26 protein-coding genes are annotated in these 26,967 nt (G+C 32.7%); 16 read left to right on the top strand and 10 right to left on the bottom strand.

Going from position 1 to position 26,967, the window contains the following annotated elements:
• Position 1 precedes the first annotated feature (1 nt).
• The 6 genes from B3C16_RS11300 to B3C16_RS11275 form a co-directional block, all read right to left on the bottom strand.
• The gene (locus B3C16_RS11300) at positions 2-2,917 is read right to left on the bottom strand and encodes a S8 family serine peptidase (protein WP_291131738.1); all 2,916 of its coding nucleotides are present in this window, start codon (positions 2,915-2,917) and stop codon (positions 2-4) included.
• Positions 2,917-4,050 carry a hypothetical protein gene (locus B3C16_RS11295; RefSeq protein WP_291131736.1) on the bottom strand — a complete coding sequence of 378 codons (1,134 nt, stop codon included), beginning with the start codon at positions 4,048-4,050 and terminating at the stop codon, positions 2,917-2,919. The genes B3C16_RS11300 and B3C16_RS11295 overlap by 1 nt, the downstream gene beginning before the upstream one ends.
• A gap of 261 nt (positions 4,051-4,311) precedes the next feature.
• Positions 4,312-5,208, bottom strand: coding sequence for a hypothetical protein (locus B3C16_RS11290; RefSeq protein WP_291131735.1), 897 nt, complete (start codon positions 5,206-5,208; stop codon positions 4,312-4,314).
• 106 nt (positions 5,209-5,314) lie between these two features.
• Positions 5,315-6,649, bottom strand: coding sequence for a hypothetical protein (locus B3C16_RS11285; RefSeq protein ID WP_291131733.1), 1,335 nt, complete (start codon positions 6,647-6,649; stop codon positions 5,315-5,317).
• Positions 6,650-6,708: 59 nt separating this feature from the next.
• Positions 6,709-7,371, bottom strand: a complete 663-nt coding sequence (locus B3C16_RS11280; RefSeq protein ID WP_291131719.1) for a response regulator transcription factor — start codon at positions 7,369-7,371, stop codon at positions 6,709-6,711.
• 2 nt (positions 7,372-7,373) lie between these two features.
• Complete coding sequence (locus tag B3C16_RS11275) at positions 7,374-8,111, bottom strand: hypothetical protein (RefSeq protein WP_291131717.1); 738 nt, start codon at positions 8,109-8,111, stop codon at positions 7,374-7,376.
• Positions 8,112-8,596: 485 nt separating this feature from the next.
• Between B3C16_RS11275 and B3C16_RS11270 the strand changes: the two genes are divergently transcribed.
• From B3C16_RS11270 to B3C16_RS11205, 14 genes are all read left to right on the top strand, one after another.
• A complete protein-coding gene (locus B3C16_RS11270; protein ID WP_291131715.1) occupies positions 8,597-8,950 on the top strand; it encodes a hypothetical protein in 354 nt (117 codons plus the stop codon).
• Positions 8,947-10,269: a hypothetical protein gene (locus B3C16_RS11265; RefSeq protein WP_291131713.1), complete on the top strand. Its 1,323-nt coding sequence runs from the start codon at positions 8,947-8,949 to the stop codon at positions 10,267-10,269. The genes B3C16_RS11270 and B3C16_RS11265 overlap by 4 nt, the downstream gene beginning before the upstream one ends.
• A 15-nt stretch (positions 10,270-10,284) precedes the next feature.
• The gene (locus tag B3C16_RS11260; protein WP_291131711.1) at positions 10,285-12,474 is read left to right on the top strand and encodes a patatin-like phospholipase family protein; all 2,190 of its coding nucleotides are present in this window, start codon (positions 10,285-10,287) and stop codon (positions 12,472-12,474) included.
• Between the two features lie 91 nt (positions 12,475-12,565).
• Positions 12,566-13,186 carry a hypothetical protein gene (locus B3C16_RS11255; RefSeq protein ID WP_291131710.1) on the top strand — a complete coding sequence of 207 codons (621 nt, stop codon included), beginning with the start codon at positions 12,566-12,568 and terminating at the stop codon, positions 13,184-13,186.
• 131 nt (positions 13,187-13,317) lie between these two features.
• Positions 13,318-14,208 carry a hypothetical protein gene (locus B3C16_RS11250; protein ID WP_291131709.1) on the top strand — a complete coding sequence of 297 codons (891 nt, stop codon included), beginning with the start codon at positions 13,318-13,320 and terminating at the stop codon, positions 14,206-14,208.
• Positions 14,205-15,026 (top strand): alpha/beta hydrolase family protein, encoded by an 822-nt coding sequence (locus B3C16_RS11245; protein ID WP_291131707.1) that lies wholly within the window; start codon positions 14,205-14,207, stop codon positions 15,024-15,026. Before B3C16_RS11250 ends, B3C16_RS11245 begins: the two co-directional genes overlap by 4 nt.
• Complete coding sequence (locus B3C16_RS11240) at positions 15,023-15,640, top strand: hypothetical protein (protein ID WP_291131705.1); 618 nt, start codon at positions 15,023-15,025, stop codon at positions 15,638-15,640. Before B3C16_RS11245 ends, B3C16_RS11240 begins: the two co-directional genes overlap by 4 nt.
• Positions 15,633-16,817, top strand: a complete 1,185-nt coding sequence (locus tag B3C16_RS11235; RefSeq protein WP_291131703.1) for a hypothetical protein — start codon at positions 15,633-15,635, stop codon at positions 16,815-16,817. The genes B3C16_RS11240 and B3C16_RS11235 overlap by 8 nt, the downstream gene beginning before the upstream one ends.
• On the top strand, positions 16,814-18,280 hold the full coding sequence (locus B3C16_RS11230) for an AMP-binding protein (RefSeq protein WP_291131701.1): 1,467 nt from the start codon (positions 16,814-16,816) through the stop codon (positions 18,278-18,280). Before B3C16_RS11235 ends, B3C16_RS11230 begins: the two co-directional genes overlap by 4 nt.
• Positions 18,273-18,518 (top strand): acyl carrier protein, encoded by a 246-nt coding sequence (locus B3C16_RS11225; RefSeq protein WP_291131699.1) that lies wholly within the window; start codon positions 18,273-18,275, stop codon positions 18,516-18,518. Before B3C16_RS11230 ends, B3C16_RS11225 begins: the two co-directional genes overlap by 8 nt.
• Positions 18,519-18,528: 10 nt before the next feature.
• Positions 18,529-19,677, top strand: a complete 1,149-nt coding sequence (locus tag B3C16_RS11220; RefSeq protein WP_291131697.1) for a patatin-like phospholipase family protein — start codon at positions 18,529-18,531, stop codon at positions 19,675-19,677.
• Positions 19,674-20,366: a hypothetical protein gene (locus B3C16_RS11215; RefSeq protein WP_291131695.1), complete on the top strand. Its 693-nt coding sequence runs from the start codon at positions 19,674-19,676 to the stop codon at positions 20,364-20,366. Before B3C16_RS11220 ends, B3C16_RS11215 begins: the two co-directional genes overlap by 4 nt.
• A gap of 2 nt (positions 20,367-20,368) precedes the next feature.
• Entirely contained in the window at positions 20,369-20,716 is a 348-nt protein-coding gene (locus tag B3C16_RS11210; RefSeq protein WP_291131693.1) for a pYEATS domain-containing protein, read from the top strand.
• Positions 20,717-20,839: 123 nt separating this feature from the next.
• Positions 20,840-21,454 (top strand): hypothetical protein, encoded by a 615-nt coding sequence (locus B3C16_RS11205; RefSeq protein ID WP_291131691.1) that lies wholly within the window; start codon positions 20,840-20,842, stop codon positions 21,452-21,454.
• A gap of 173 nt (positions 21,455-21,627) precedes the next feature.
• Here B3C16_RS11205 and B3C16_RS11200 read toward each other — a convergent pair whose 3' ends face one another.
• From B3C16_RS11200 to B3C16_RS11185, 4 genes are read right to left on the bottom strand one after another with little or no spacing between them, the layout of a single operon-like run.
• Positions 21,628-22,890 (bottom strand): YCF48-related protein, encoded by a 1,263-nt coding sequence (locus tag B3C16_RS11200; protein WP_291131689.1) that lies wholly within the window; start codon positions 22,888-22,890, stop codon positions 21,628-21,630.
• Positions 22,891-22,942: 52 nt separating this feature from the next.
• Positions 22,943-23,815 carry a hypothetical protein gene (locus B3C16_RS11195; protein WP_291131687.1) on the bottom strand — a complete coding sequence of 291 codons (873 nt, stop codon included), beginning with the start codon at positions 23,813-23,815 and terminating at the stop codon, positions 22,943-22,945.
• A gap of 54 nt (positions 23,816-23,869) precedes the next feature.
• Positions 23,870-24,412 carry an NADPH-dependent FMN reductase gene (locus tag B3C16_RS11190; RefSeq protein WP_291131685.1) on the bottom strand — a complete coding sequence of 181 codons (543 nt, stop codon included), beginning with the start codon at positions 24,410-24,412 and terminating at the stop codon, positions 23,870-23,872.
• A 4-nt stretch (positions 24,413-24,416) separates the two neighbouring features.
• Positions 24,417-24,833 carry a DUF1348 family protein gene (locus B3C16_RS11185; RefSeq protein WP_291131683.1) on the bottom strand — a complete coding sequence of 139 codons (417 nt, stop codon included), beginning with the start codon at positions 24,831-24,833 and terminating at the stop codon, positions 24,417-24,419.
• Positions 24,834-25,274: 441 nt separating this feature from the next.
• Here B3C16_RS11185 and B3C16_RS11180 point away from each other — a divergent pair, with 441 nt between their 5' ends.
• Together B3C16_RS11180 and B3C16_RS11175 are read left to right on the top strand one after the other, a co-directional pair.
• Positions 25,275-26,111 carry an AraC family transcriptional regulator gene (locus B3C16_RS11180; protein ID WP_291131681.1) on the top strand — a complete coding sequence of 279 codons (837 nt, stop codon included), beginning with the start codon at positions 25,275-25,277 and terminating at the stop codon, positions 26,109-26,111.
• A 103-nt stretch (positions 26,112-26,214) separates the two neighbouring features.
• A complete protein-coding gene (locus tag B3C16_RS11175; RefSeq protein WP_291131679.1) occupies positions 26,215-26,766 on the top strand; it encodes a carboxymuconolactone decarboxylase family protein in 552 nt (183 codons plus the stop codon).
• Positions 26,767-26,967 lie beyond the last annotated feature (201 nt).

The raw sequence follows: 26,967 nt of genomic DNA, 5'->3' as shown, positions 1-26,967 counted from the left end.
TTTAATTGGTAATGTCGAAAGTGATTTGCTTATTGGCATCATTAGCCAATAGAATCGTAAGCACTGCATTTTTGTAATTAGGTGTGCTTATTGTTGAATCTGTTATAGCTATAGTTGGTTCAACTTTAACCCAATCATCAGTAGGTGAAACATCAAATGCCCAAGAACCCGCTGATTTTCTGTAAATAACTGTTTGTTCAATTACATTGGTTAATACATCCTTTCTAACAAAAATGAATTTTAGAGCGTCTAATCTTGAATCTAGAATATTTGAAATCTCAAATTTGAAATTACTTGATTCTACTAATGGGTTTACCGCAAGATTATATATATCCTTGGGCAGAGAAATTTTAGTCCCATCAGCAGCTATTTTATAAGCGTTAAAATGAGTTACGTTTACAGGACGGCAAGTCAGGTTTTTATTTCCTCGTATATTAGTTAAACTAATATCTGCATCTTCACCATCAAAAGGAGCAATATGAACTAAAATATATGCCTTTTTGTTCAATGGATTCCACTCATTCCATTTTTCCTGCAATGATTTCCATTCAAAATCTAATATTACATCAGAATTAGCTGCAATTAATGGTATCTCTTTAATTCCTATTAACTTTACATTATTATGAAGCGTTTGGTTAATCGTTGGGTCCGAATTTGCTACGTCAATTTTGTGATACCACTTACTTGGAAAAGGAAATGGAGGATTGGCCTCATCAGTAAACGCTACAAAAAATCGCACATATCCATCTTTAAAATTTTCTCTAGTTCCTGTATTTCTTACCCTGACAAAAATTTTTTGATCAATAGTTGTATCGATTGTATTAAAAGGTTGGCCCGTTGCGGGTAATGGTAAAGAACTTTCTGTTATTGGTTTTATCCAAACATCCGGACTATCTAAAACCTGATTATTTGGTACAATGGTACCGGCAGTATTGTCAAAAAATCTTAAAACAGGTTTTAACACCGCACTATTTGTATGCCAGTCTATGGCTAACTGCACTGCTGCTTCAGCATTAACTCTTCCAGATCCAAAAAAATTATTAACATTATATCCATAATTATATTTACTGGAATTAGATTCTAATGTATAATTACTGGCGCCTGTAATTTTATCAGTTGTACTCTTTAATATGTGCTTCACTTCTAAAGCATTTAGTTTATTGTTTACTTTTAATAATAAACCGGCAACGCCTGCTACTACAGGCCCTGCTGCTGAAGTTCCTCCAAAACTGGATGTATAGCTGCCATAACCAATACTTCGTAATCCTAGTGTTGCACCCGCTGCTAAGGCATTTGATGTATTATACTTATCCAAAACGATTGATTTGGTAACTTTGTTAATCTCACCTATTTCCCGAATATTTAAAACATCATTCGTACTGGCATCAAATACTTCCACTTTGCATCCAACAAAAAAGGCGTCAAAAAAAGGGTTTTGAGCAGTACTGAAATAAAATGTGGTTTTATTATTTGTGCTGTCAAAACTATAACTGCTTGCCTGCATTCTCATTTGACCTGGAACGGCTACTAATCCGGAAAGTGACATGTGAATCGGTAAACCATTAGTTAATTCAAATAGGTTTGTGCCTAAAACCGCAGAAATATCAGTGTAAAAATAATTGGATAGACCAGTAGGATTAGGATTGGGAATGACCACACTTGGATCATAGATACATACCTCTTGTCCTTGGTAACCGAATCCTATAACGTTCACAACCCTAAGTCTATTCCTATTGGCTGTTTCAATAGATGCCGACGTTCTGATAATAGGTACTCTCACACTAGTTGGTATAGTCGAAGGTGGCGCTGTTTTTATTCTGTTTTGAGAAAATGTAATTTTTCTTGTAGTCCTGTTAACCTCCTTAATAACTAAAACTTCGTGCAAATTGGTTGTGGGATCTCCTAATTCAACGCAATTGCCCGGAAAAAGAAAATCAACTTCTGTTAAAATCAGGCTATTCACAGACGATTGATTGCTTATTATTTTAATAACAACCTCGTCATCGGTTCCTATCTCGCCACAGTATAATTTGGTCGTAGTGTAAATACCAATCCTTATAGATTCATTGTTTGATGGAGCACACAAATCGACACGGTCACCATACGAGCTATACGGTGCACTTATTTCAACATTCGCAGCATTAATAGTTGATGCGGAAACAATAATCGGGTAACTATTTAGTGAAAAACCTTGTATTGCTTGCGTAAGGGGATTACTAGTGGCACCATCATTGCCTGCTGAAGCAATCATGACTGTTCCCCTACCGCTATTACCGTATGATTTAAGAGCATCAACAATGGCCTTTAAAGTATCTTGAGAAGCAGTATCCAATCCAAAAGTAATACTTGAATTTATTACATTGGCTTGCTTTCTATCAGGAATATAATCATTGCTATTGAAAAGTACTCCTTTAAAAGTTTGATTTGAAGCGGGATAAAGAATTGCTCCGTTCTTTTCATAATAATCCCAATTGTTTACAGAACTTATCACATAATAACTTGATCTGTTACCAAAAGAGATAAGCTCTGCATCTTCAATAATTCCTTGAATTGGAAATGAATTATTCAATTGATCCACCTTATTTCCAAGTACGATACCGGCTACTCTTATTGCATGTGTGTCAGTTGTATTTTTAAAATTTGTAGAAGTATTAAGTTCAGGAGTAACATTCAATCCCTGAAAATTAATCAATGATGATTTTTGTCTTGGTCCCGTCTGGGAAGTCACAACCTTAAAGAGACCTGCATTTGAAGCTTTATAACTCAATCCTTCTAAAGGATTGGTCAACGATTCAAATTGAATCATCCCCCCATCAGCAATACCAATGACTACTTGCGCTAATGAGGTCTGCGGAATTGGGGCAATTAAAAGTAATGCTTGATCTAATTTTATTAAGCTATGATGCCAATTTCTCATTAGTTATTATATTTATTATTAAAAAAATACTGATCCTTAGTTGAATCATCTGCTTCTATATTATCTAATACTCCCAGTCCAATACCTGAATTATTATGTTTTGGAATTACAAAAAATATACTATATCCTATGTCATCATCAGATGATGGCATGTTATCGCTTACCGAATTAGGGTCAAAACTCCCATAATACATTTTATACTCTTTTTGTTGTGTATCCCAATATGCCTGTCCAATTTTACCCGGTCGAAAATCATGGTATTGCATTGCATTCATTAAATTTTTATAAAACCCTCCATAATATCGTTCAGCATTAAAAGGAGCTTCACCATAATATTCCAGCTTTCTGTTTGTCAACGCTGCAACCTTGAAATTCTTTTCCCTTAATTTTTTAATTTCAGGAGAGTTAAATCTTTTAAACTTAGCCCCTTCCTTTTTACGCAGTACATAAACATAATCAACCCCGTTCATAATTAAACATCCTCCTTTTTTGCAAGAAGCTAGATTTCCGGTCGCAATATCAATTGCATACTTCTGGTAGGAACCATCATTTTGTTCAAATTCCTCTAACGATAATTCATCCAATATTTTTTTAATAGTATCATTTTCAAAAAATTGCTTGCTATCATACTTTGAAATTATTGCAATATGATATTGGTCCTCAACATAAATATATCTAAAGTTTGGGTTGCTAACTGTTTTCCCTGTTTTCAAAACCATGTCTAAATTTTTAGGCATCCTAGCATAGTTTATTTTTTTACCTCCGCTATGGCCAATTTCTTTCGACAATACTGGTTTTTCAAAACCATATGAAACAGCGATAGGCACATACAATTTTATTTTTAACTCTTTTGGCAGACCAGCTGTATTCTGGAACCCTTTTTCATTATACTTTTCATGATATGTCATTACAGTATTATATCCATTAGGTATATTATCAAAATAATACGACTTATTCTTCTTATCATATTTTCCTTCTATGGCCGGAATTTCAAATCCTTCCAAGGTTACCTTGGCACCTTTTACATTTTTGCCTGTTTCTGCATCACTCAGATAGACTGTCAATGCATGTACATCCTTCTGACTAAACGCAGAAAACCAAACCAAGCTAAAAACAAATAAAACCTTTTTCATATCATTAAATTTTCAAAACAATTCAAACTAAATCATGTCAAAAATTATTCCATAAACTTAGAATATAGTCTTACAGAAAACAATGGGTATAAACACGTATTTTTCTTTAACAAAATTCTTATTCCTACAATTCCTATCTGACACAAAAAGCTATTAAATATTTAATATCAGTTATTTAAAAACAAAAAGCTGCCTTTCACACAAAAGACAGCTTAATCATTTAGATTAGATACTTGAGAAATATGGTAATGGCAACTTTGTCTACACAAACTCACCTGATTGCGCATCATAAACTTTACTGAACTTACCTTCAGTAACTAATTTATTGATAGTATTACGAACAGTTGTTATTCTGGTTTGGTAATTTGCGCTTCCTATAGTACATAAATTGGAAAAAGCTTTCTCATAATTACCGTTAGTATTTAAGGCTAAGGCAATTCTATCATTTTTTCCTCTTCCTTGGTGACGGATATCACAAATCATTTGACAAACTTTGGCCGGCGCGCCATGCAATCCAAATCTCTCATGATATTCTTTCATATTCTCTTTATACATTACTATCGCAGTTTCAACTTGAATCTTACGATGCTCAGGATCATTACTGGCCCAATGAACAAATCTGGCTGCACAAATCAACTCTTGTTGATCAACCTCGGTCAAAGTAGGATTAAGATAATCCATTAAAGCCTGACTACTTGTATTAGATTCCAAAGGACTTAAAATACCAGTTGAATTGCGATAAAAAATTTGATTATTTTGCAACACCAACTTTGGAAAATAGTCCTTTGCTTTAGGCAAAGCTAAAAGTTTCTTGAAAAATTTCACAAAGTCTCCGTTAGGAACATGAGCTGCATATTGCATAAAAGTAAAAGTAAATTTTGCTCTGTCATAAGTATTTAAACAAAGAAATGAGCCTTTACTTTCTGCCATGACTGTTGGGTAGATAAAGTATGCCCAAAACTTATTTTTTTGCACATAATCTTCAGGTTTATAAACTAAATTATTGTTTACACTTATATTATACAACCCGAAATTATCAAGGTAAGTGGTCCTGAATGCAAATGTAAATTTAGACTCCGTACTATTAAGTAATTGTCCATTATAAGCTGTCTTTCCATTGGAGAGAACACTACTTGTGATTGAAAAATCAAAAGCCATAATCTATTGGGTATTAGTTCACAAATTTTTAAATAAAACTAATCCTAATACAAATACAAAACAATAAGTATAAACACGTAATCTGTAATAACGATAAAAGATAATCTTAAAACAATAGCTTTCTTAGCAAGACTAAAGTCTCTCCTTGCCCTTGATCCCAATAATTAGTATGGGAAACACATGGGAATTTTCTCTTAACATACCCCCCTTTAGGGATAAATCTATGATTTTGTATACCTTCTCCAAAATAGTAATTCAAATCACCTCCTATATAATCATTACTGAAATAGATATTATTCCAACGAATAAAAGCAAATTGTGAAGAATGATTTATAATCTTAAGTGGGATGTCATTGCCTTCACTATCTTTAACTTTCTCCGGATAAGAAATAGCATTCTTATAATCCTTTACAATATCATTACCCACACGCTTCACTTCAATTTTTGGAGGATTCAAAGGCAATTCCCTATAGTTGGTTCTTCTGTCAAATTCAGCATAATCCTTTGCCATAATATAAGCGCCATGACATAGCGGACTACCAATAGTTATAAAATCAGTTATTAGCCAAGGGTTCTTTAATGATTTTATTTCATCATACAACATGCTTTGCAATCGATTATATTCCTCTATGGGAGATGTTTTTGCCTCTTTGCTTTTATGATAATTTGTTATAAGCGCACTCATCTCCTCTAAAACAGGTTGCAAAACTAGTGCCTTTTCTGGCGCATAACTATAGATGTAATCATGCCATAAATTAGTGATTATGTCATACCCTACTACACTCCCTAAGCTGTGACCAATAATTACTATTCTTGAATAAATTAACTTTCCGTCTCTGTCCTTTTTCTCATGTAGCTTCTTTAGTAGGCTTACCCCCTTTTGCCTAATCTTATATCTTGAGTCAATATTCTCTGGAGATGGCGTAAGATATTTAACCGCATCACCAACAGTCTCAGATACTTTTAAATTTATCCTGGGAAGCAAAAAACGTATAATTAAAAACGCTGAAACGGTAAAAGCACCCGAATTCCATGCTGAAAAACCATTCTCTGAATAGCTTTTTAAAATATCTTTAGTGATAAAATATCCGAACAAAAACAGGAACAGAACAATTATTATTCGAGCACAAAAAACTAACTTTTTAGCCCTTTCTGAAGGTTTCTTTCTGAATAACAAAACGCTAATCCATTCTCTTAAATCAGAACTGGTTGGTTCATTAACCAGATTAGCCCAATAAAACTCATAAAAGTCGGTTTTCTTCCCACTTAAACTTAATCTTCTGGTTTCAAAAAAATTGGCTTCTCTATCCGGACTACTATAAAGAATATCACTATCATCTTTAATATTTTCTACAAATTCTCTCGCAGTCTCCATAGGCATTTGGTTTCCTATTCCATGGATGATAACAACTGCCTGTCTTTGATTTGCTTTGATTTTCATCATTTTATTTCGAAAATTATAATGAATAATATCATCAGACAATACGTGCAAACACGTAATTAAACATCATCTAGTGATATATAATTATTTTTTAAGGCATACAATATAGCTCCAATAAAATTCTTAGAATTGGCTTTCTCCATAATATGGTTTCTGTGCTTCTCCACTGTTCTCACACTTATAAACAACTTAGAAGCTATTTCTTTACTACTGCATTCTCGACAGGAAAGCAATATAATCTCTATCTCACGTCTGCTAAAATTGCTACCATTAATACCATTAGAATTACCAGGAAACTTTTTCTCCCACAATATTGCTTCTCTGATTACTGCTGAAAGCTCTAGATCAAAATAATAATCTTTCTCCATAACGCTTCTAATAGCAATTTCTAATTGCTCTGGAGGAGAATTTTTTGTGAAAAATCCGTTAGCCCCAAGCTCCATTACTTTATGAACTGCTTCCTTTGTTGTTAACTGTGAAACAATGATTATCTTAACTTGTGGATGACTACTTCTCAACAACTTACAAAGTTCATAACCATCCATTAAGGGCATTTGCAAATCAAGCAGAGCAACATCCAATGATGCATCTTCAAGAAACACAAACAAGCTTTTACCATCATCTGTATCAAAAACAGTTGATATACCATCAAACGAATTCAGCAGTAAAGAAAGACTTTTTCTAAAAAGTTGATGATCATCTACAAGAGCAACTGTTACCATAATTAGTTATTAATAAATTTTAAAACAAAATGATTTCCCTTCTCAGTGATTTGTTGTTGTATTTCTCCATTCAAAACTTTAAGACACAATACTAAACCCAAAAATAAATTTTCAGAGGAAGATTGACCATTAAAATTAGGAACGAAAGAATTTCCGTCATCAATTAATTCAATTTCATTGCTACTTTTAAAGTTTAATAAAAATTTTGTTGCTTTCTCGTCCCTAATAACATTATCACAAAACATTTCAATTATTCTGAATAATACGTATGCTCTATCTTCAGAAATATCAAGTAATAAATTATTTGTTCTAATCAAAAAATGTTTATCTGTTGATTTACTGGCAGAATCAAAATAATACTCAATAGCTTTTATAAAATCTCCACTATCTAAAAAAGGTGGACTTAACTTATGTGATATTTTTTTTGCATTCAAAATGGATTCTTCCAATGTCATTTGCAAGCTCGAAAATATTTCATTTTTGGTTTCTTCGTCCTTAAGTTGGGAATAAATAAAAATAAAATTTTTAATGGCTATCAAGTCACCCTGGATTTTGTCATGAATCATTTCTCCAATTTTACTCGTATTTTTTTTTTCAATCTCATGGGAGAGCAATATAAGCTGTTTTGTCTTTTTTAATTTGATATTGAGTGAACTGTTTTTATATAAAACAATCAATAATAAAAAAAATAACATCAAAAACAAGATGGCTAGAAATATATTCCAAAAGGACAAAATCATATTTGCTTTAAGTAAAATTTAAAATAAACTACTTCCATTCATAGTAATATAACGAATGTATAGGTTAATAACACAGTTTGAAATAAGTATAATTACTCATTTGAATACATATTTATACTTATAAATGATGTAAAAATATCCATTTATGAATACTCACAACGAACAAACTGTTATAATTTTAACAAGAGTTCACAATTCTCAATTTATCAATTATAGTACAGAATGCGATTTTTTAGTAATAACACGTATATAATGTACTGCTAATTACGTATTTTCAAGTATATGATATGTAATTAGCAAAACCTACATTTGGTTAACATATAAATAATAGGGTGATTATCCTCAAATCGCAAAAAAAATTTAAATATTGTTTAATCTCACCATACATATTTTTCCAATGAAATATCTGCTTCCGTATAAAGTTGATTATTTCAATTTAACCTGAAAGGATTTAACAATTTATTCTATTAACTAAAAAATATCTTATGAGAAAAATTTATCGCTACGAAAATCTGTCATACACTGGTAATAAAGAAGAAGAAATCATTTTTAAGATAAAATTCATTTCTGATGGAAACATTGGGCATACGGTCATTAATATACCAGGAGATGATGATAAAGAAATTGCAAATTCAGGTAAAAGTAATTTAGGTAAAATTGACGACTTAAAAAAAGAGAAGACAATAAGTGTATCAGATATTGCCAATCCTATTCCCGAGGAAGAGGATATAATTATTGAATATTATTTAAACGATATTCTTTTGGTAAGACACGAAAATCCAAAAAGTGAAACTGACAGACCTTATGTAATTTTAAAAATTAAATTTCATCTATCATGAAACGATTAATTCTACTTCTCTTAATTATCATGTCAGTTGAAATGTCCAGTCAGAAACTGATAAATACACTCACAACTCCTAATTCACCTGCATCGTCTATATTAGGAATGCAGCCAAGTGTTGTTATGAAACCGAAATCATTTAGAGCGCTGGAAGCTGCCTTGTATTCTAATTTCAGTAACGAGGAAGGTGGAATAACCAATCCTGACGATTTTGGCCTTGAATTTACACCCTATTGGGCAAAAGATCATGGCCTGAGTTTAGAAGAATATCTATTTCCAAAAGATGCATTTAAACAAATCGTTAGAAACTCATCGTTTTCTTTAGCTTCTACTCAAAACTTCCTCCTTCAGGACGAGACAGCAACAAAAGCAATTGCAATAGGTTATAGAACCTCTTTATTTTTTGGCAATAATGAAGACAAGAAAATAATAAAAGAGTCAAGTGATTTACTTATCGTAAATCAACAAATTGGTGCTAAAATTATGGTTGATTTGGAGTCACTTGACTCCGAAACCCATAAAACAAAGGATGATTATTTAAATGCTATCCGAACAAATCTTACCAATCGGATTCACTCAGTTCTAAAAACTAAAACAAAAAAAGAAGCTGTTGAAATGGTAAACAGAATTTATATCGAAGCGGAAGATATTGCCTTTAAAATAGATGAGAAAGACAGTTTCTTTATTTCATTTAGTGAGCTGGTAGAAAAGGAAATTAAAACTGAGTATACTGACCGGGCATTGGCTTATGAGGAGTTTAAAGGTTATATTAAAGCGCGCCAAGGAACATCAATTGATTTTGCTTATGCCATATTTCTAAGTTTTCCCGATAATAATTTTTCCTTTTCTGAAGTTCCAAGATACTCAGTTTGGTTAACGCCCTCTTATAGCTTCTCAAAAAAGCTTGAATTTCTTAAGGTAAATGCATCTCTTAGGTATGAGCGGTATTACAAAGAATATTTCGAAAAATATTTTCCCGATTCAAAAGTTTATGATAACAACTTAGACTATGGGCTATCTGTTACTGGGAATTTTAAAAAATTTACTGTCGATTTTGAAGCAACTGGAAGAAAAAGTAGCTCATTAATAGCATCCGGAACAGATAGTAATGGAAACACCTTGTATTTAAAAGACAATTCAAATGACTTTCAATATATTGGTACTTTTAGTTATCGGTTAACTGAACAAATTGCTTTATCCTATCAAATAGGAAGTGCTTTCAAACCCATTTTTACAACAAATGGATCATTGATTTCTTTATTGTCATTGAATTTTGGATTTGGCGGTCCTACTAGAAACGATGTTTCTTTAAAATAATTGAAATTTAAATTTATGAAACTTCAATATTTTAAAAATTGGGCAGCGACACTTTTTAAACTTCTTAGCGAAATATTTCGTCCTATATACTTGTTCTTACCAGGAATATTCTTTCTAACTGTCTATTATTTTATAATAGTTTCATTATCTCAGGGTCAGGATATGGTCATGCAGGCTGCAGAATATTTAGGCCCTTTTGTCTTCACGAATATAAGTTTACTTTTCTGGATGATGTTTGCATGGTTTAGCTCGCGATTGGTATCCGACACCATCAAGTCAAAAAGAGGGATTACATCAAAAATAACTAGACACTTTCCGAGAATTTTAGGTTACAATGTGGCAGTTGGTTTACAGATAGCTGCTTTAAATTTACCTACAATAGATTTTCCCGGCAAGGGTGTTTGGCTCTTATGGGGATTATTTATATTTCATAATCTCTTTTATTTTTTATTGGATTATGCATTCAATTCTAAGCAAAAAAAATATACAATAATTAGTATTTTTTGTTGCATTATTTACGCTTCATTCCTGATTTATGCATTTGTCTACGGAACTTCAAAAGTTAAATTTTTTGTATTTGATGAATATAGGCAACACATTTGGGTATGGCTCATAATGTCGCTAGTGTATTTTATATTACAGATTGGATTTGTAAAATTGGTAATATGGAGAAGACAAAAATTACAACAAAAGAAATTTGAAAATTCAAAATGGAAAGCATTCTATAATATACTGGCTTTAACAGCATTTGCTATCTATCTCTTTGTCGTTTTTTCTCCATCGTTCGCAGATTTATATGGTTCACTTGGCTGCTTATTACTGGCTATGGGATTGTGGGTAGGTCTGGTTTGTTATATAAAGCATAAGGCACTGTTGTATAACGTTCGGCTGACACTTCCTATTTTGATATTTGCAATTTTAATAGGCTATTTGAGTGATCCTTATGATGTAGATTTAGAAATAGCCCAAACAACAAACTTATACAACAAACGATCTGATATCGACACTTATTTAAACGATTGGCTAAATAATCCTGTTCGTTACGACTCTATTCTTAAATCAAATGACGAAAATCCATACCCTGTTTATTTGGTAATTGCTGATGGTGGAGCATCTAAGTCAGGCTATTGGGTGGCTTCAGTACTCTCCAAATTAGAGAGTGAAGATCGAAAAAATAGATTTTCAACGCATCTTTTAAGTTTAGCTGGTGCTTCTGGAGGTTCAGTTGGTAATCTTGCCTATTATTCATTATTGGTAGAACAAAATAAAAACAATACAAGCGAATACTTTAAAAAAAATGAGGAATCACAAGCCGGGCTTTTTATGCGGACGGATTTCCTGACTTATACATTAGCACGTTTTTTAGGTCCCGACTTACTTCGCCATTTAGTCCCATTTGTTCCAATGGATGATAGAGCTGCTGCCTTAGAGGATGCTATGGAAAACTCAAATTATAGTCCTTTAATCAGTAATTACTTTAAAGGAACTTTAGATACAATTTTTGATTACAAGGGAAAATTGCCTCTAGTATTTATTAACACTACTAATTTAGAAACAGGTACTCCCGGGGTTATAAGCAATATTAAAATGGAGCCTCCCTTTACTAATCGAATGGATGTATTGAAACAGATAGATGCTTGCAACAATGGAAAAACGCAAAAGAACATAAAACTAAGTACTGCCGTTATTTTAGGTGCGCGATTCCCTTATGTTTCACCAGCTGGTGAAATAAATAATAAGTACTTTGTAGATGGTGGGTATTTTGATAACAGTGGAGGCGGCATAACGCTCGAATTGCTCCAACACATCGAAAATCGTATGGAAAAAGACAGCACTAGTGCCAACAATAAACTTTTGAAGAAATTGAGGTTCAAGGTAATTTATATTTCCAACGGACTCCCTTCAAAAGAAGAAAAAAAAGAATTGCACCCTTTAGTAAATGACTTAGCTGCACCTTTGTTAACTGTTTTGGGCACCTATGGAAAACAAACCAACATGAGCAATGAAAAATTAGAAAATTATATCAGGAAAAGTAAATTCAGATTACAACAAAAACCATATGATACGCTGAATTTACCAATGATTCCAAGTGACACTATAATTCCCTACCCTATGAATTGGGTAATATCTGATTATAATTTAAAACGAATAATAAATAAAAATTTGCCATTTGTGAAACCGAAAAATGTCTTAAGTAAAAAATAAATCTTGTTTCTGATAAGAATTAATCTGCGAAAAAAAGCTCATTTAAAGTGTTATATTTACTTTTAAAATAAAACTAAAATTAACACATCGGATGCTAACAGATAATTTTTCACAACTCTTTGCAAAGAACTCAAAAGATCATGAACTAGCAAATAACCTATGGCTTGAGATATTTACAAAATATTCAGATTCAAAAAGACATTATCATACGATAGATCATCTTGAAGCAATGATTTCTGATTTAAAAAATGTCAAAGACAAAGTTAATGATTGGGATACATTACTTTTAGCTGTTTTTTTTCACGATATCATTTATAAAGCGGTAAGCAGTACAAATGAAGAAGATAGTGCCAAAATAGCAAAACAAAGACTAACCGAAGCTGGATATCCTATTGAAAAAACAGAAAAATGTACAAGAATGATCCTAGCGACTAAGCTTCATAATCTATCTGAGGATAATGACACCAACTTTTTAATTGATGTCGATTTAGCAATACTTGGAAAAAATGAGGAAGAATATCGGAAATATACTGAGCAAATCAGAGAAGAATATAATGTCTATCCTGATTTCATTTATAACTCTGGAAGAAAAAAGGTTATTCAACACTTATTGAGAATGGAAAAAATTTACAAAACAGAATACTTTTTCGAAAAATATGAAAAGACAGCAAGAACTAATCTCGTTAATGAACTACAAGAATTAGAAAACTAAATTATAAACAAGCCAATTTATTATTAAAAATACTTGGCAGATTAAAGTAAATACTTTCACTAAAACAGATAAAAAAGTGTACTATAAAATATCACTTTAGTGAGAAACATTGAATTAATTATGTAAAAAATATGCAGAATGTAATATTCATTTTTACTAAAGAAAGACCACTATCTCTTAAAAAGAGTTTAGAAAAAATAGATCCGACAAAATATAAAATACATATAATTGATGACTCATATTCATTTGATTCAATCAATCAAAATAAATTAATTGCAAATTCAATATCTAATACCGCTTATTTAGGAAAAAGCGAGTATGGAGAATTTTACAATAATAAAAACAGTACTGGTTTTGGAAGTCAAAGTTGGAATTTAGGCAACTGTCGAAACTTTGCTCTGGATTATGCAAAAACAAATAATTACAATAAAGTACTATTTTGTGATGATGATATTACAGTTGATAAACAACAGGATTATGATTATGGTTTTGAAATCTTAACAGACAATTTTGTGTCATATAATATTGAAGGCATGAAAGATGATTCTATTATTGGCCATATACAGTCTTCGTTAAACATTTTAGATGATGATAAGTTTCTGTCCGGTGGCTTTTTATATTTAGAGCCTCAGAAAATTAAACATAAGTTTTTAAACATATATAACGAAGACTGGATATTACAAATGATTGAAAGTGACAAGAAGATTGTTTTGTCTGAAAAAAAGGTTTACCATGCCGAATTTGATCCATTTAAAAACTATAAGCAAAAAATACTTTTCCAGGAATATGGTGAAATATTTGTTTCCGGTTTGTTTAAAAAAGAATTAACTATTGAAACATCTGATCAACACTTTTGGAACATGATTATTGATGAACGCAAAAGTAATATCAATTTAATTGAAACATTAACGTCAAAAAGCAAATTGCATAAATTTACAGAGATAGTAAAATATTTAAACACAAATTATAACATCTATAAACCCGATTTTTTCGAAACTTTATACTTAAAATTAAAATCATGAAACAAGAAAATATTGTCTTTCATAGCTATGATGGCTATGAACTTAATGGTACACTGGTAAAAGCTGATAATGAAAAAGCGGCTGTGCTTTTTGTTCATGGAATCACATCATCAAGAGACGAATTAGGATTTCATTCAGATTATGCTGAATTCCTATCGGGAAAAGGGATAACTACTCTTCGTTTTGACTATCGTTATCATGGTGGTAAAAATGATGGAGATACAAACTTGGAAAATCTTTCTTTGTGTGGTATTGTCAATGATATAGATGCAGCATTTAATGCTCTTAGAAAAAATTCAGGGCCACAAGTCAAATCTTTTTTTATAATAGGAACAAGCTTTGGTGGAGGACTATCTGCATACTGGGTTGATTCAGCCAATAAAACTGAAATCAAAAAAGTAATTCTCAATGCCCCTGTAATAAGTTATGAAAACGATGTGCTTGAAAGAAACGATCTTATTGAAAATGGTTTACTATCAGAGAAAGCACAAAAACAATTGGCAAAAAAAGGATTTGTAAATTCTTCTGATATACATTTTGGAAGAGGACTTATAAATGAATTGAAATATATAAATGGAATTAAGGCACTATTGAATCTTGGTGAGAAGGTAGTAATATTCCACGGTAATGAGGATGAAGATGTTCCCTTAGCCTCTTCAAATAAATATAAATCAAATGCAACACAACTGGAAATAATACCTAATGTAGGTCATGGATTTGGAGTTGAAGATGATGAGGATTTAGATTTCCCGGAAACTAAGGAAATACATAGAAGTATATACAGGAAAGCATTGTCAATAATTGAAAATTCGCTATGAAACACTATCAAGAAATTGGAACCGGTATATATGTTCACGAAAATGTTAAAATTGGTAATAATGTCATAATTGGTCATGGAACATGTATAGGTTATGGCGACCCTGAAGATGGTGAAATAATAATTGAGGATAACGTTAATATAGGAGCGTTTTGTGTCATTCACTTTGGAACTATTATAAGAGATTCAGCATATATTGATCATAAATGTGTTGTTGGACCTGAAGCAGAAATAGGCCAGAGAACAAAAGTCCTCTCTGGCAAAGAAGTCACTTACAAGGCAAAAATTGGCGCCAATTGTATTATAGCTGGCAATGTAGCAGATAGAACTATCATTGAAGATAATGTAACCTATCTCGGTGAGATTGCTCATACACATAGAGATGCAAGTTTAGATTGGGATGAAACCGAAGAGCCATCACCAGTTATCCTCAAAGGAAGTTTTATAGGAGTAAATGCTTTAATTATTGGCCCCAGAAAGATTGGTCCTTGCGCTTATATAGGTGCCGAAGAAATTGTAAGAACTGATGTAAATGAAGGAATGGCTTTAATTAATGGAGAGCAAAAAACTGTAAAATCATGGAGAGGTTTCATTAAAACAAGATGCCATGAGTAAAAGTTATCGTTCCATAAATATTTTTGTCTCTCACCCATTTGAGCCAAAAAATCCTGACTATGATCTTGAAAAATTTAGAACAAATATAAAATTATTAATATCTCAGGCAGAGAATATTGTCCGAAAGGAAGATGAAGATAATGATTTCGATATTGAAACAACTTTTGTCTTTAGCGATTCATTTACTGGCTTGCCTCAACAAATTGAAAGAAATATTAGAGGAAGTCATATAGGTATTGTTGACATCACAGAAAGTAAACCAAACATCTTTTTTGAATATGGATTACTTTATGGGCTTAATATTCCGGTTCTATTAATCAAAACAAAAGAGTCGATTGGAACTTTTCCAGTTCCTGCTGACATTAAAGACAGATTACCTATTCTATATGATACATTTGACAATCTTTTGGATAGTGTTGTAATTAATCTTGCTGATGAATTTAAAAAAATTCTCAATAACGATTCATTAGCAAATATTTACTTGAACAAGATTTGGTTTCCAAATAACGCTGGTAACATTAATGTTATTGCTCCTCCTGAGCCGGAAAAAAGTGAGTTTGCTTCACCAGAGTCAAAAAATTATATCTTTCTGAATAATGTGGGAGATATTGATACTATATTAGAAATTATGAATTTCTTAAATAGAAATTATAGAGGTGTAAAAATCCATATTCATTCATCCGAAGAATTTAAGAACCAGATTGAAGATAATCTGGTTGTTATTGGTGGCCCAGGTGATTCAGATGGAGATGGTAACAGTATATGTGCCTTGATAATGGATAAGATGAATGTAAAAATTGGTTACTCGTTTTCAGAAGAAGATGATGAAGATGAAACTATGACCTATAAGGATCAAAAATTTTCTGCTGTATATAGAGGAGGTAAAGTAGTTAAAGATTATGGCTATTTTGCTAGGTTCCCAAATCCTTTTAATCCTACTACATCGGTGGTTTTAGTTCATGGCATTCATACCTTTGGTGTACTAGGAGCCGCAAAAGCATTTTCTGACCTCCCATCGGCTCAGGGTAATATTAGGAAAGTAATGAAAAAATTAAATCTTGACGATATTAAACATGCTTCTTTTGAATGCTTCTTTCCTGTTGATGTACTACAACAAAGTGTTGTTTGCCCAGATATTGATATTGATAATATTTTACCTTTAACAAAAAAATCATGAAAGATTTTATTGAGCTGATAAAAAACAATGCAATAAACTATCCTGATACAATTGCAGTGATTGAAGGCGAAAGAAAAATAAGCTATGCTGACTTTCTTTCACTGGTTAATCAATTTTCTCATAGTCTGACTAAGAATTGTTCTAACCCAAGAGTAGTTATTGATTTAAAACAAGGAATAGAGTCATATGCCTTAATAGTTGCTACCCTAAATGTTGCGGGAATCTACTGCCCTCTTAATCCCGATGCTCCAATTGATAGAAAAAAGCAAATTATAAGTGAATTTGTGCCTGATTTTATAATTGTTAGAGATGATGACCAAAATAAAAGTGAATTAAATCCTGAAAAGACGTTATTTGTATCAGAATTATTAAATGAACCTTTTAATAATTCTGAGATTGCTGTTTCTCATAATCCTGAAGATATAATCTATGTTATATACACATCCGGTTCAACTGGAATGCCAAAAGGAGTTAAAGTGTGTAGAAAAGCACTCAATAAATTTTTAGAATGGTCTATCCCAACATATGGTGCTAATGGAAATGATGTTTGGGGGCAGTTTTCATATTTGAGCTTTGATCTGAGTATTGTTGACATTTTCACTTGTCTTTGTTCAGGAGCTACACTTATAGCAATGCCAGATATGACATCAAAACTGATTCCAACAAGTGCAATTCAAAAATATAAAATTACCATTTGGCACTCAGTCCCAAGTGCTGTAGATTTTATGATTGAAAGAAGCAAGACAAAACCAATAGACATTTCATCTATCAGACTAATGACTTTTTGTGGCGAACCGCTTCATAAACGTCACCTGGACTTTCTATTCGATAAAAAACCCACAATGTCAATTTATAACACTTATGGACCTACCGAAGGAACTTTATTTTGTAGTTGGCAAAAATTTGAAAAAGATAATTATGAAAACTTCTGCAATCCAACTCTAAGCATTGGTACTCCAATAAATGGATGGAATTTTAAACTCAAACCACTTGATGATGATTCTGAAGCCTTTGAAATTATAATTTATGGGGATTATATTGGTAAAGGTTATTTAGGTCATGTAAAGGATTCAAAATTTGTTATTGAAAAAATTGACGGAACTGAAACCAGTGCCTTTCAAACAGGTGATATAGTTCTCAAAAAAGATAATCACCTCTATTATTCCAGCAGGATTGACAGGCAAATAAAGGTTAATGGATACAGAATTGAACCGGATGAGATTGATCTAAAAATAACTGAGTTTTTAAATAAACCAAGCGTAACAATACTACATCAAAACTTTTTGTATTCATTAATTGAAACTGATGAAGATTTTGACGAAAGCCAATTAAAAGACTCTCTGATAAAAAAAATAGAACCTTACAAAATTCCACGAGCATTTATAAAAATCGATAAATTTCCAAGAAGCCCGAATGCAAAAATTGACTATAATGAATTATTAAATTTTATAAAAAATGACTAACCAAAACAAAAATCCCTTCGAAATTGTAGCTTCAGTTTTAAATGTCCCTGTAGAATATATCACCAATGATTCTGGCTATGGTATTTCCGGTGGATGGGATAGCATGAACCATCTGTCAATATTTACTGAATTTGAAACCGAATATAATATTTCTATACCGGATGAAAATATAGAAAAACATACTAATATGGAGCAAATCGCTAACTTTCTAAGAGACGAGATGAATATTAACTGGTAATATAAACAGTATGGGCGCATTAACAAGTAAATTGAGAAATAGTCAAAGACCTAAGAAAATACTAACACTCGACGGTGGTGGCATAAGAGGTATTCTAACTTTAGGAATGCTTAAAAAAATAGAAAACTTAGTCCGTCTTCAAGAAAAGGATCCTAATTTAGTTTTAGGCAATTATTACGACTTAATAAGCGGAACAAGTACCGGAGCTATAATTGCTTCGGCCTTAGCCATTGGAAAAAGTGTCGATGAGATTATAAAATTGTATAAAAGTTTAGGGGAAGAAATTTTTGATGCAGGAAGAAAACATAAGTTTTTTAAAAGGAATTGGACTGGTTTAAGAGCAATTTTTAATGAAAACTACGATTCTGATAAGCTTGAAAAATATTTAAAGGATACATTCAAAGAAATCGAAATAGGTGATTCTGACAAAATTAAATGCGGTTTGGCAATTAATTGCAAAAGAGCTGATACATATAGCCTTTGGACAGTTACAAATCATCCTGATGGAAAATACTATGAGGCAAATTCACATCTCAAACTATGGGAATTGTGTAGAGCATCAGGGGCTGCTCCATATTATTTTAAACCTAAAAAGTTGACCTTAAAAACCCGAGCTGGTGAAAGCTTTGAAGCAACTTTCATTGATGGCGGAGTAAGTTTAGCTAATAATCCGGCTTGGCAGACCTTTCTTGTAGCTACAGTTCCTTCATTTGGTTATAAATGGAAATCCGGCATAAATGATATTCATATTACAAGTCTGGGAACCGGTAACGGACTAAAAAAAGAAGACCCATCAGAATTGGAAAGTTTAAGATCACTTAGTTGGGCTCCTAAATTATCTGACTTATTCATGGTTGATGCTTTAGAGATGAACCAAATAATAATGGATGCTTTCGGGTACAATAAAGGCGAAAAAGTAATCGTTGATAGTCAATTTGATGATTTAGATAAGTTGGAATATATAAAGCAACAAGATAAATTATTTACTTTTATCAGACATAATGTAATTTTAACTAATGACTCATTAAAAAAAATTGGAATCATACTAAATGATGACCAAATTGAATCAATCAAGCAAATGGATTATTCCGAAAATATTGATCTTCTTTTAGAAATTGGGGAAAAGTATGCAGAAAATAATATTAAAGATATTTTATGAAAGTATTTGTAGGCTTTGGCTATAATGAAAATGATAAATGGATTAAAGAACTTATTATTCCGTTTATTCAAACTTTAGGTTGTGAGATTGAAACTGGTGAAGAAATGCAAGGAGAAGATTTGGCAGAAGGGGTAATTACAAGAATTACTGATAGTGATGCTTGCATAGGTTTTTTAACACAGAGAGGGAATCCTAATTCAGAAGGTATTTATGCAACACATAAATGGGTAATTGAAGAATTATCCTTAGCGTTTGGACAAAAGAAACCCATTTTTGAATTGAGAGAAAAAAATGTTGACCCACAAAAAGGAATAACTGGTAAACTTCAAAAATATGAATTCGAAGACAGATCCTATCTATTGATGGAAATAGCTAAATTCATAATGAAGGAAAAGGCAAAGTTGACACATAAAATTTTTATGTTATTACCGGATGAATTTGTGAAGGAAATAAAGCCACAAATTAACGATATCAAATGCAGTTACAGGTTTTTAAACAAAATGAAGTACTATGACACGGAAGAAGCTAAATTGGAGAGATTTCAAGGTGGATATGGTATAATAATCAAGAAAATACCCAATGATGAAGCTTTAATAGAAATTACGGTCACAGGTCCTAATAGGTTAAGCTGGAGTTCTGGATTTGTTTCTGTTGGATTAATGAATGTACACCTACAAAAAGACAGTTAATTATGAAAGCTACTAGATTTAAAATAAACAAAGGTTTTGAAAATTACAATATTTCTCAATCTTATGAATATATTGGAGATGATTATTGGGATTGGGCAGTTTGGATTGAGGCAAAAAAAGAAGATCTGGAAAAAATAGAATTTGTTACCTATAATTTACACCATACTTTCATAAATCCTGTTAGAGTTATTAAAGATAGAGAATCCAAATTCAAATTGGAGACTTCAGGATGGGGGACTTTTACTATTTACGCAATTTTAACATTCACAAACAATACTATAATTCAATTAGAACACGAATTAGAATTAGAATATCCAAAAAAAACCTTAAAGTCTACTAAAAAAAAATAAAGTAATAAACCTTTATGCTTCATATCCGTTAAAACATAAAATTGGCTTGCTTCGGTACAAAATGATATTATAATCTATTATAAAAAGATTTTAATAGTTAAATTTACCCATTCTACCACATTTATGCTAACTGATACATTTTTACAACTCGTTAAAAAATATTCCAAAGACCACGAGTTGGCCAATAACCTTTGGTTGGAAATATTCACTAAATACTCTGAACCAAAAAGACAGTACCACACTATTGATCATTTAGAAGCAATGATAAAAGATTTAAAAGAGGTAAAAGAAAAAATCATAGACTGGGACACTACCCTTTTGGCTGTATTTTACCACGACATATTCTACAAAGCATCAAGTAATACCAATGAGGGTGATAGTGCCAAATTAGCGATGCAAAGGTTAGCGACTATTGGCTATGCCGCCGACAAAATAGCAAAATGTGCTAATATGATAATGGCAACCAAACAGCATGAAATTACAGAGGATAGTGATACAAATTTCCTAATTGATGCTGACCTAGCCATTTTAGGCAAAAGCCCAGAAGACTATCAAAAATACACCGAACAAATTAGAGAAGAGTATTCTATCTATCCTGATTTCATGTACACTTCAGGGAGAAAAAAAGCATTAAACCATTTTCTACAAATGGATAACATATACAAGACAGAGTATTTTGCAGAAAAGCATGAGGTACAAGCGAGAACGAATATTAATAATGAGCTAAACGAAATGTAATGCATCTAACCTAAAGAAAATAGAGATACTATTTAAATCAAAAAGACTACAACATCAACTGCTGTAGCCATTTCTTTCAACCTAATCAATTAAATTATAAATTCATTTACAACGCCTTAACTTACTTATCAAAAGTAAAGACAATGCAACAGTAATTTAGATTGTGAAATAAACTAATCTTTAAAAATAATTTTAGTCGACCCCAAAAATTTACTACCCTGAGTTAGGGTAATTAAATAGATACCCGCTGGCAACTTATCTCTGGAAATACTTATTTCTGTATCTGAAGGAAATGTGTTTGTTTTTATTAGTTGTCCAAGCATAGTATAAACACTAACACTTTTTTCTCCACTACCGGTATTTGCTAAATTAATATTCATTGCACCTTGGGATGGATTAGGATAAACCGTAAAACCAACGGCTAATGGCTGTTGTTCTATACCTAATGAAGTGCCATATTTAAGTAAAGTACCGGAATCCCCAACAGCATAGCCAATGCTGCTATCGGCACTAAAGCTAACTGAGCGCAAAGAACTGGAAGTAGTGAATTCTGTATTCCAAGTAGCACCCGCATCCGCTGTATGTAAAATCCTTCCACTATCAGTAACAGCCCAACCTAAAGTAGCAGTTGCAAAGGAAATATCTAAAATACTGCCGTCTGAGACATCAGTCGTTTCAGTCGTCCAACTGGCACCACCATCATTGGTGCCTAGAATAGTACCAAAACCACCGCCAAGAAAACCTATTTGAGAAGAAGTAAACGCAATGGCTCGCATAGTATAGTTAGAAACGGTAACGACATCCCAATTAACACCACCGTCAAGTGTACTGCCAAAGGAACCGTTGGTAAAAAATCCAAAATCTAACCCTCCAAAATATACGGTATCAGGACTAATAGCAGCCAGTTTGAAAGAATTAGATTGCGGAGAAACACTAAAATCGCAAGGTGTCCATGTTAAACCGCCATCTACCGTTTTTTTACACATCCCGGCTCTACCAATGGCATACGCAATCAAGGTATCAACTAGTTTAGCGTCATTAACAGAGTCTCCAGCAGCTCCCAAATCCTTGTACTCCCATGTAGCACCACCATTATTGGTCCATAAGACATTACTCAAACTAGCCGGATTAAACCCTGGCGACAAAGTATTGGCACAGCCAATGATACCAACGGTATCAGAAATAAAGTGAATACTGGAAAACACCCTAACGTCATTGCTAGGAATCGCTGGTACTATTTGTGCCACCCAAGTAATACCGCCATCCGTAGTTTTGTAAACAGCGGTATCGGTTATTATCCAACCTAGGGTAGCCGTAACAAATGAGCAGGACTTAAAATCAGCTGTCGTTGGTGAAGTAATAGCAATCCACTCTTGAGCATTAGAGCTTGTGAAAGAAAAGAACAGCAAGGCAAAATAAAATAAAGATTTTTTCATGTTTAGTGTGTTTGTAAAATTAATGAATATGTAAAAAAATGATAAGTCGCTACTAGGTTGGTAAATCTATACTACTGCCTCTGACAAGAGATCGAAACAACTCTGGGCTAATCTGGCTACTTTCAAAAAAGAACTCAGCAAATACCCTTTCATTCTTAAAGCCAAGAATATCGGCTATCTGCCCCATAGAATCATTGGTTAAATAAAGTAGCCGGTTAGCCTCTAAAATAAGTCGCTCCGCAAGTAATTGAATCAAAGTTTTATCAAAATATAAAAGACAATCAGATTCTATTTTCTTTACAGTAGTTTTACAAAGTTGAGCGTATAACTCAGGCCGGTATGCAGTCGTAAAATTGGCTTCAATAAGCTCCCTGATGTATACCCCAAACAGCAATTGAGATGGTAAGTTTGTTGTTTGATCAGAATTCATGTTTTTATAAAATTTGACTTGAAAAGCTTTATCCAAAAACCCACTAAGCAAACTCATAAGAGTGTTACTTACTACTTCATCACACTGTTGTAAATCATCATACATCTTGTCTATAATGTTATAAAAGACAGACAACTCCACTCTGGACAAGTTTAAATGAGTATACCAATCACCAAAGTCTAAAGACCCAAAAGAAGAAATAAAATCTTTTTCAGGAACTGCTAATAATGAATGATGAAACTGAATTGCATACCCTTCAATGTCATCGCAGTTACGAAGCACAAACTGCTGAAATGGATAAAAAAACAACAATGTTTTTCCAAGAAAAATAAACTCCGAAAAATCTACAGCACCAGTTCCTTTTCCTTTTGCAATAACCAAAATGGTATAATAGTTTACGTGTCGCTTATGGTCAAAGCTAGCCACATTTTTAATTGGGAAAAGCTTAAACTTCAGTTGACCGCTTTGCTTATCAACAATAGTGGCCATTGGCATAGTAGTACATTTCATAAGTGTCAAATTAATGTGGGTCTAAATGAGAAAATGAATCTAAATTTTGACTTCTAGTAGTTCTAACAACTGATCTGTAAGTAGTTGCAATAGTAGCACTGTATTTCCATCCAGTATCTTACCTGTTTCAGAAATTTTGCTACGACTATTACCGATACTAAGAGTAAGATATTTAGGTGTTTTTGTCCCTAAAGCACTTAAAGTAGAAAGCAAGGAGAGTAAAGCTCGTTCTCCTCCTGTCTCCATAGTTGAAACACTAACTGCTGCAACAGGCTTTTGGTATAATTCACCTGAAAAAACCACCCAATCTAAAGCATTTTTAAGTATACCGGGCATTCCATAAGCATATTCAGGTGTCGAAATAACCACGGCAGAAGCACTACTTAATAGGGCCCTGAAATTGGCAACTTCAGGCGGAATAGACTTAACTTGGGGATTAAAAGGCTGTAACAATTCTAAACCAATAAAACTAACAAAATTTACCCTGCCTGAAACTTGATCCGCCAAAGCACTTATAACAGCACTATTGGATGAACCTTCGCTCAAACTACCCGAAATCCCCAAAATCAAATCTGTACGCATACTGTTATACACTTAAATCATCAACTGTGACAATCCAATTACTGCTACTGGCAAACCGTTTTAGCAACAATCCTTCTTCGTTGAATTCTAACAATTCATTTCCGGCTGCACGAAACCAAAATCCTTCATGATCCTGCCATTCAAAAACAAAACGAACAGCCATACGGTTAACCCTAAACCCCCACAGCGTTCGCTGAGATTTAAATGACTGAACACCTTCACACGAATTATGCAATAATTTATGCACAGCTTCCAACCCATGAACATGACTAAGATTGTCTTGCCACTCTACACCAGTAGAGCAAATACCACCTAAAGTTTCAGGCAAATAACCATTCCAAACTACATCCAGGCTCACTGCTTTTTCAAGTGCAGTTTCCATAGTAAAGGGAGGCAAGGGATATTTTTTTAAAGAACTCATCGCAAATAGTAAATCAAAACATTAATAAATCAAGGCAAAGATGTAATACTAACAGAGTATGGCTATAGACAACATTTCCCGTTGAGTTAACTATTTTTCCTTAGAAGAAAAAACCAGCTTAAAACGAACCCATCCATACAAAACTGTTCTTTTATCCGACAATTGTTTCATAACTATCATTATAAAGTGTTGAGAAGCTTATTGAATTACCAATTAGTATTACACTAACTCATCGTACTCACAAACACTATTAAAAAAACTAAAAGGAATAAGTAACCTGTAATTTGATGCCCGCAAAATTCCGGTAAATAAGTCGATAGTTAATTTTCTATTCTACCTTAGTAGTTGGCAATTCTTCCCGACACCGAAATAAGCGCCAAACTTGTAAAAGGAAAATAAAATAATTGTTTACTTTTGACGCCTTCTTTAAATCTTTTTCAAATGAAATACTCAGGTAATGGAGGCGAATATCTCGCTTTGACAGAACTTACGGAGGACAACAAGAATATCCTTTTCGACAATTTTGAAAGTAGTCTCTCACTCTTGTGGAATACAGACGACTACCTACGGATTGAAATAGACAACGAAACACACATACTTGAAAAAGATCAAATTATCTTTTTAACACAACTGCATAAAATTGATGATATTGCCCTTACTAGTGCAAGATTACTACGATTCAATAGAACATTCTATTGCGTTGTAGAGCATGATAACGATGTTAGTTGTAAAGGAGTATTGTTTTTTGGTGCAGCCACAATTCCGAGAATCTCTATAGCCGAGGAAGAATTTGAAAAGTTTGACATGCTTTGGAAAATGTTCCGCTTGGAAATAGCAACAAAAGACACCCTGCAAATTGACATGTTACAAACCATGTTAAAAAGAGTTTTAATTGAATGCGCTAGGATACTTAAAAAATCAACTAATTATGAATTGCTCGAAACCAGTCAATCAGATGTAGTCAGAGAATTTTATTATTTGGTAGAGTGCAACTTTATTGAACACCATGATGTGGCATTTTACGCTGACAAACTAAACAAATCCCCTAAAACACTTTCGAACTTATTTTCTATTGTATCCAACAAAACGCCGCTACAAATAATTCACGATAGAATTATGTTGCATGCCAAAAGACAAATACAATATTCCGATAAATCTATAAAAGAAATAGCTTACGACCTGGGATATGAAGACATACAAACCTTTAGTCGATTCTTTAAAAATAAAGAAGGGATTTCTCCCATCGAACATCGAGAAAAACTCAAAATAAAAAGTTAAAAGGTAATATTGTCAAATTATCGGGAAAAGGTGTCTAAACGGACACCTTTTTTTATTGGAACTTTGTGGCGGCGTATTGGACAAATTTAACAATTCCAAGAAAATGAAAAAGATAAAAGTTCCTTCAAGAAAAGAGGTTTCTCCTAAGAATCAGTTAATATTTGATGAGTTCCAGGATAGCATTGGATTTGTACCTAACATTCATGCAACACTGGCGTATTCAGATACGGCCTTAGAAAATTATATGCGCTTATCCAAGGCCGAAACTTCCCTATCATACAAAGAGAGAGAATCCATTAACTTAATAGTAAGTCAAGTAAACAATTCTAAATATTGTATTGCAGCACATAGCCACTTTAGCAACCGAAACGGCTTTACTAAAAAGGAAATTCTTGAAATCCGTAACGGGCATAACTCATTTGATCCCAAATTAGACATACTGATAAAGCTTACGAAGGAGATCGCTGAAACCAAAGGAAAGATAAATCCCGAGGCTATAGAAAATTTTCTAAAGGCAGGCTACACTATGGGTAAAGTAATAGACATTGTAATTTGCATAGCAGATAAAATGATCACAAATTACATTCATAACATCACACAAATAGCGGTTGATTTTCCTCAAGCTCCGGAATTAAAAAAAAGTGACTGCAAATAACTAACCAATAGCACATACAAAGCAGAATAACTAGGTTATCATTTTACAACGGCTCCTCAAAAACAGTATATAAGGAGCCACAAAAAAGTGTTAAAAGCAGTAAAAAAAGGCAATTTAATTAGAAAGGGAAAAATTGCTAACGCATCGGGAAAATAGGTCTATAACCACCCCGGGAAACCACTGCACCTTTGTACCGTCGAT

It is taken from the genome of Flavobacterium sp. UBA7682 (assembly GCF_002482945.1).
In the GTDB taxonomy this organism is placed as follows: domain Bacteria; phylum Bacteroidota; class Bacteroidia; order Flavobacteriales; family Flavobacteriaceae; genus Flavobacterium.
Note: the sequence above shows the minus strand (reverse complement) of the source record. Positions and strands in the feature narration are given on the sequence as shown.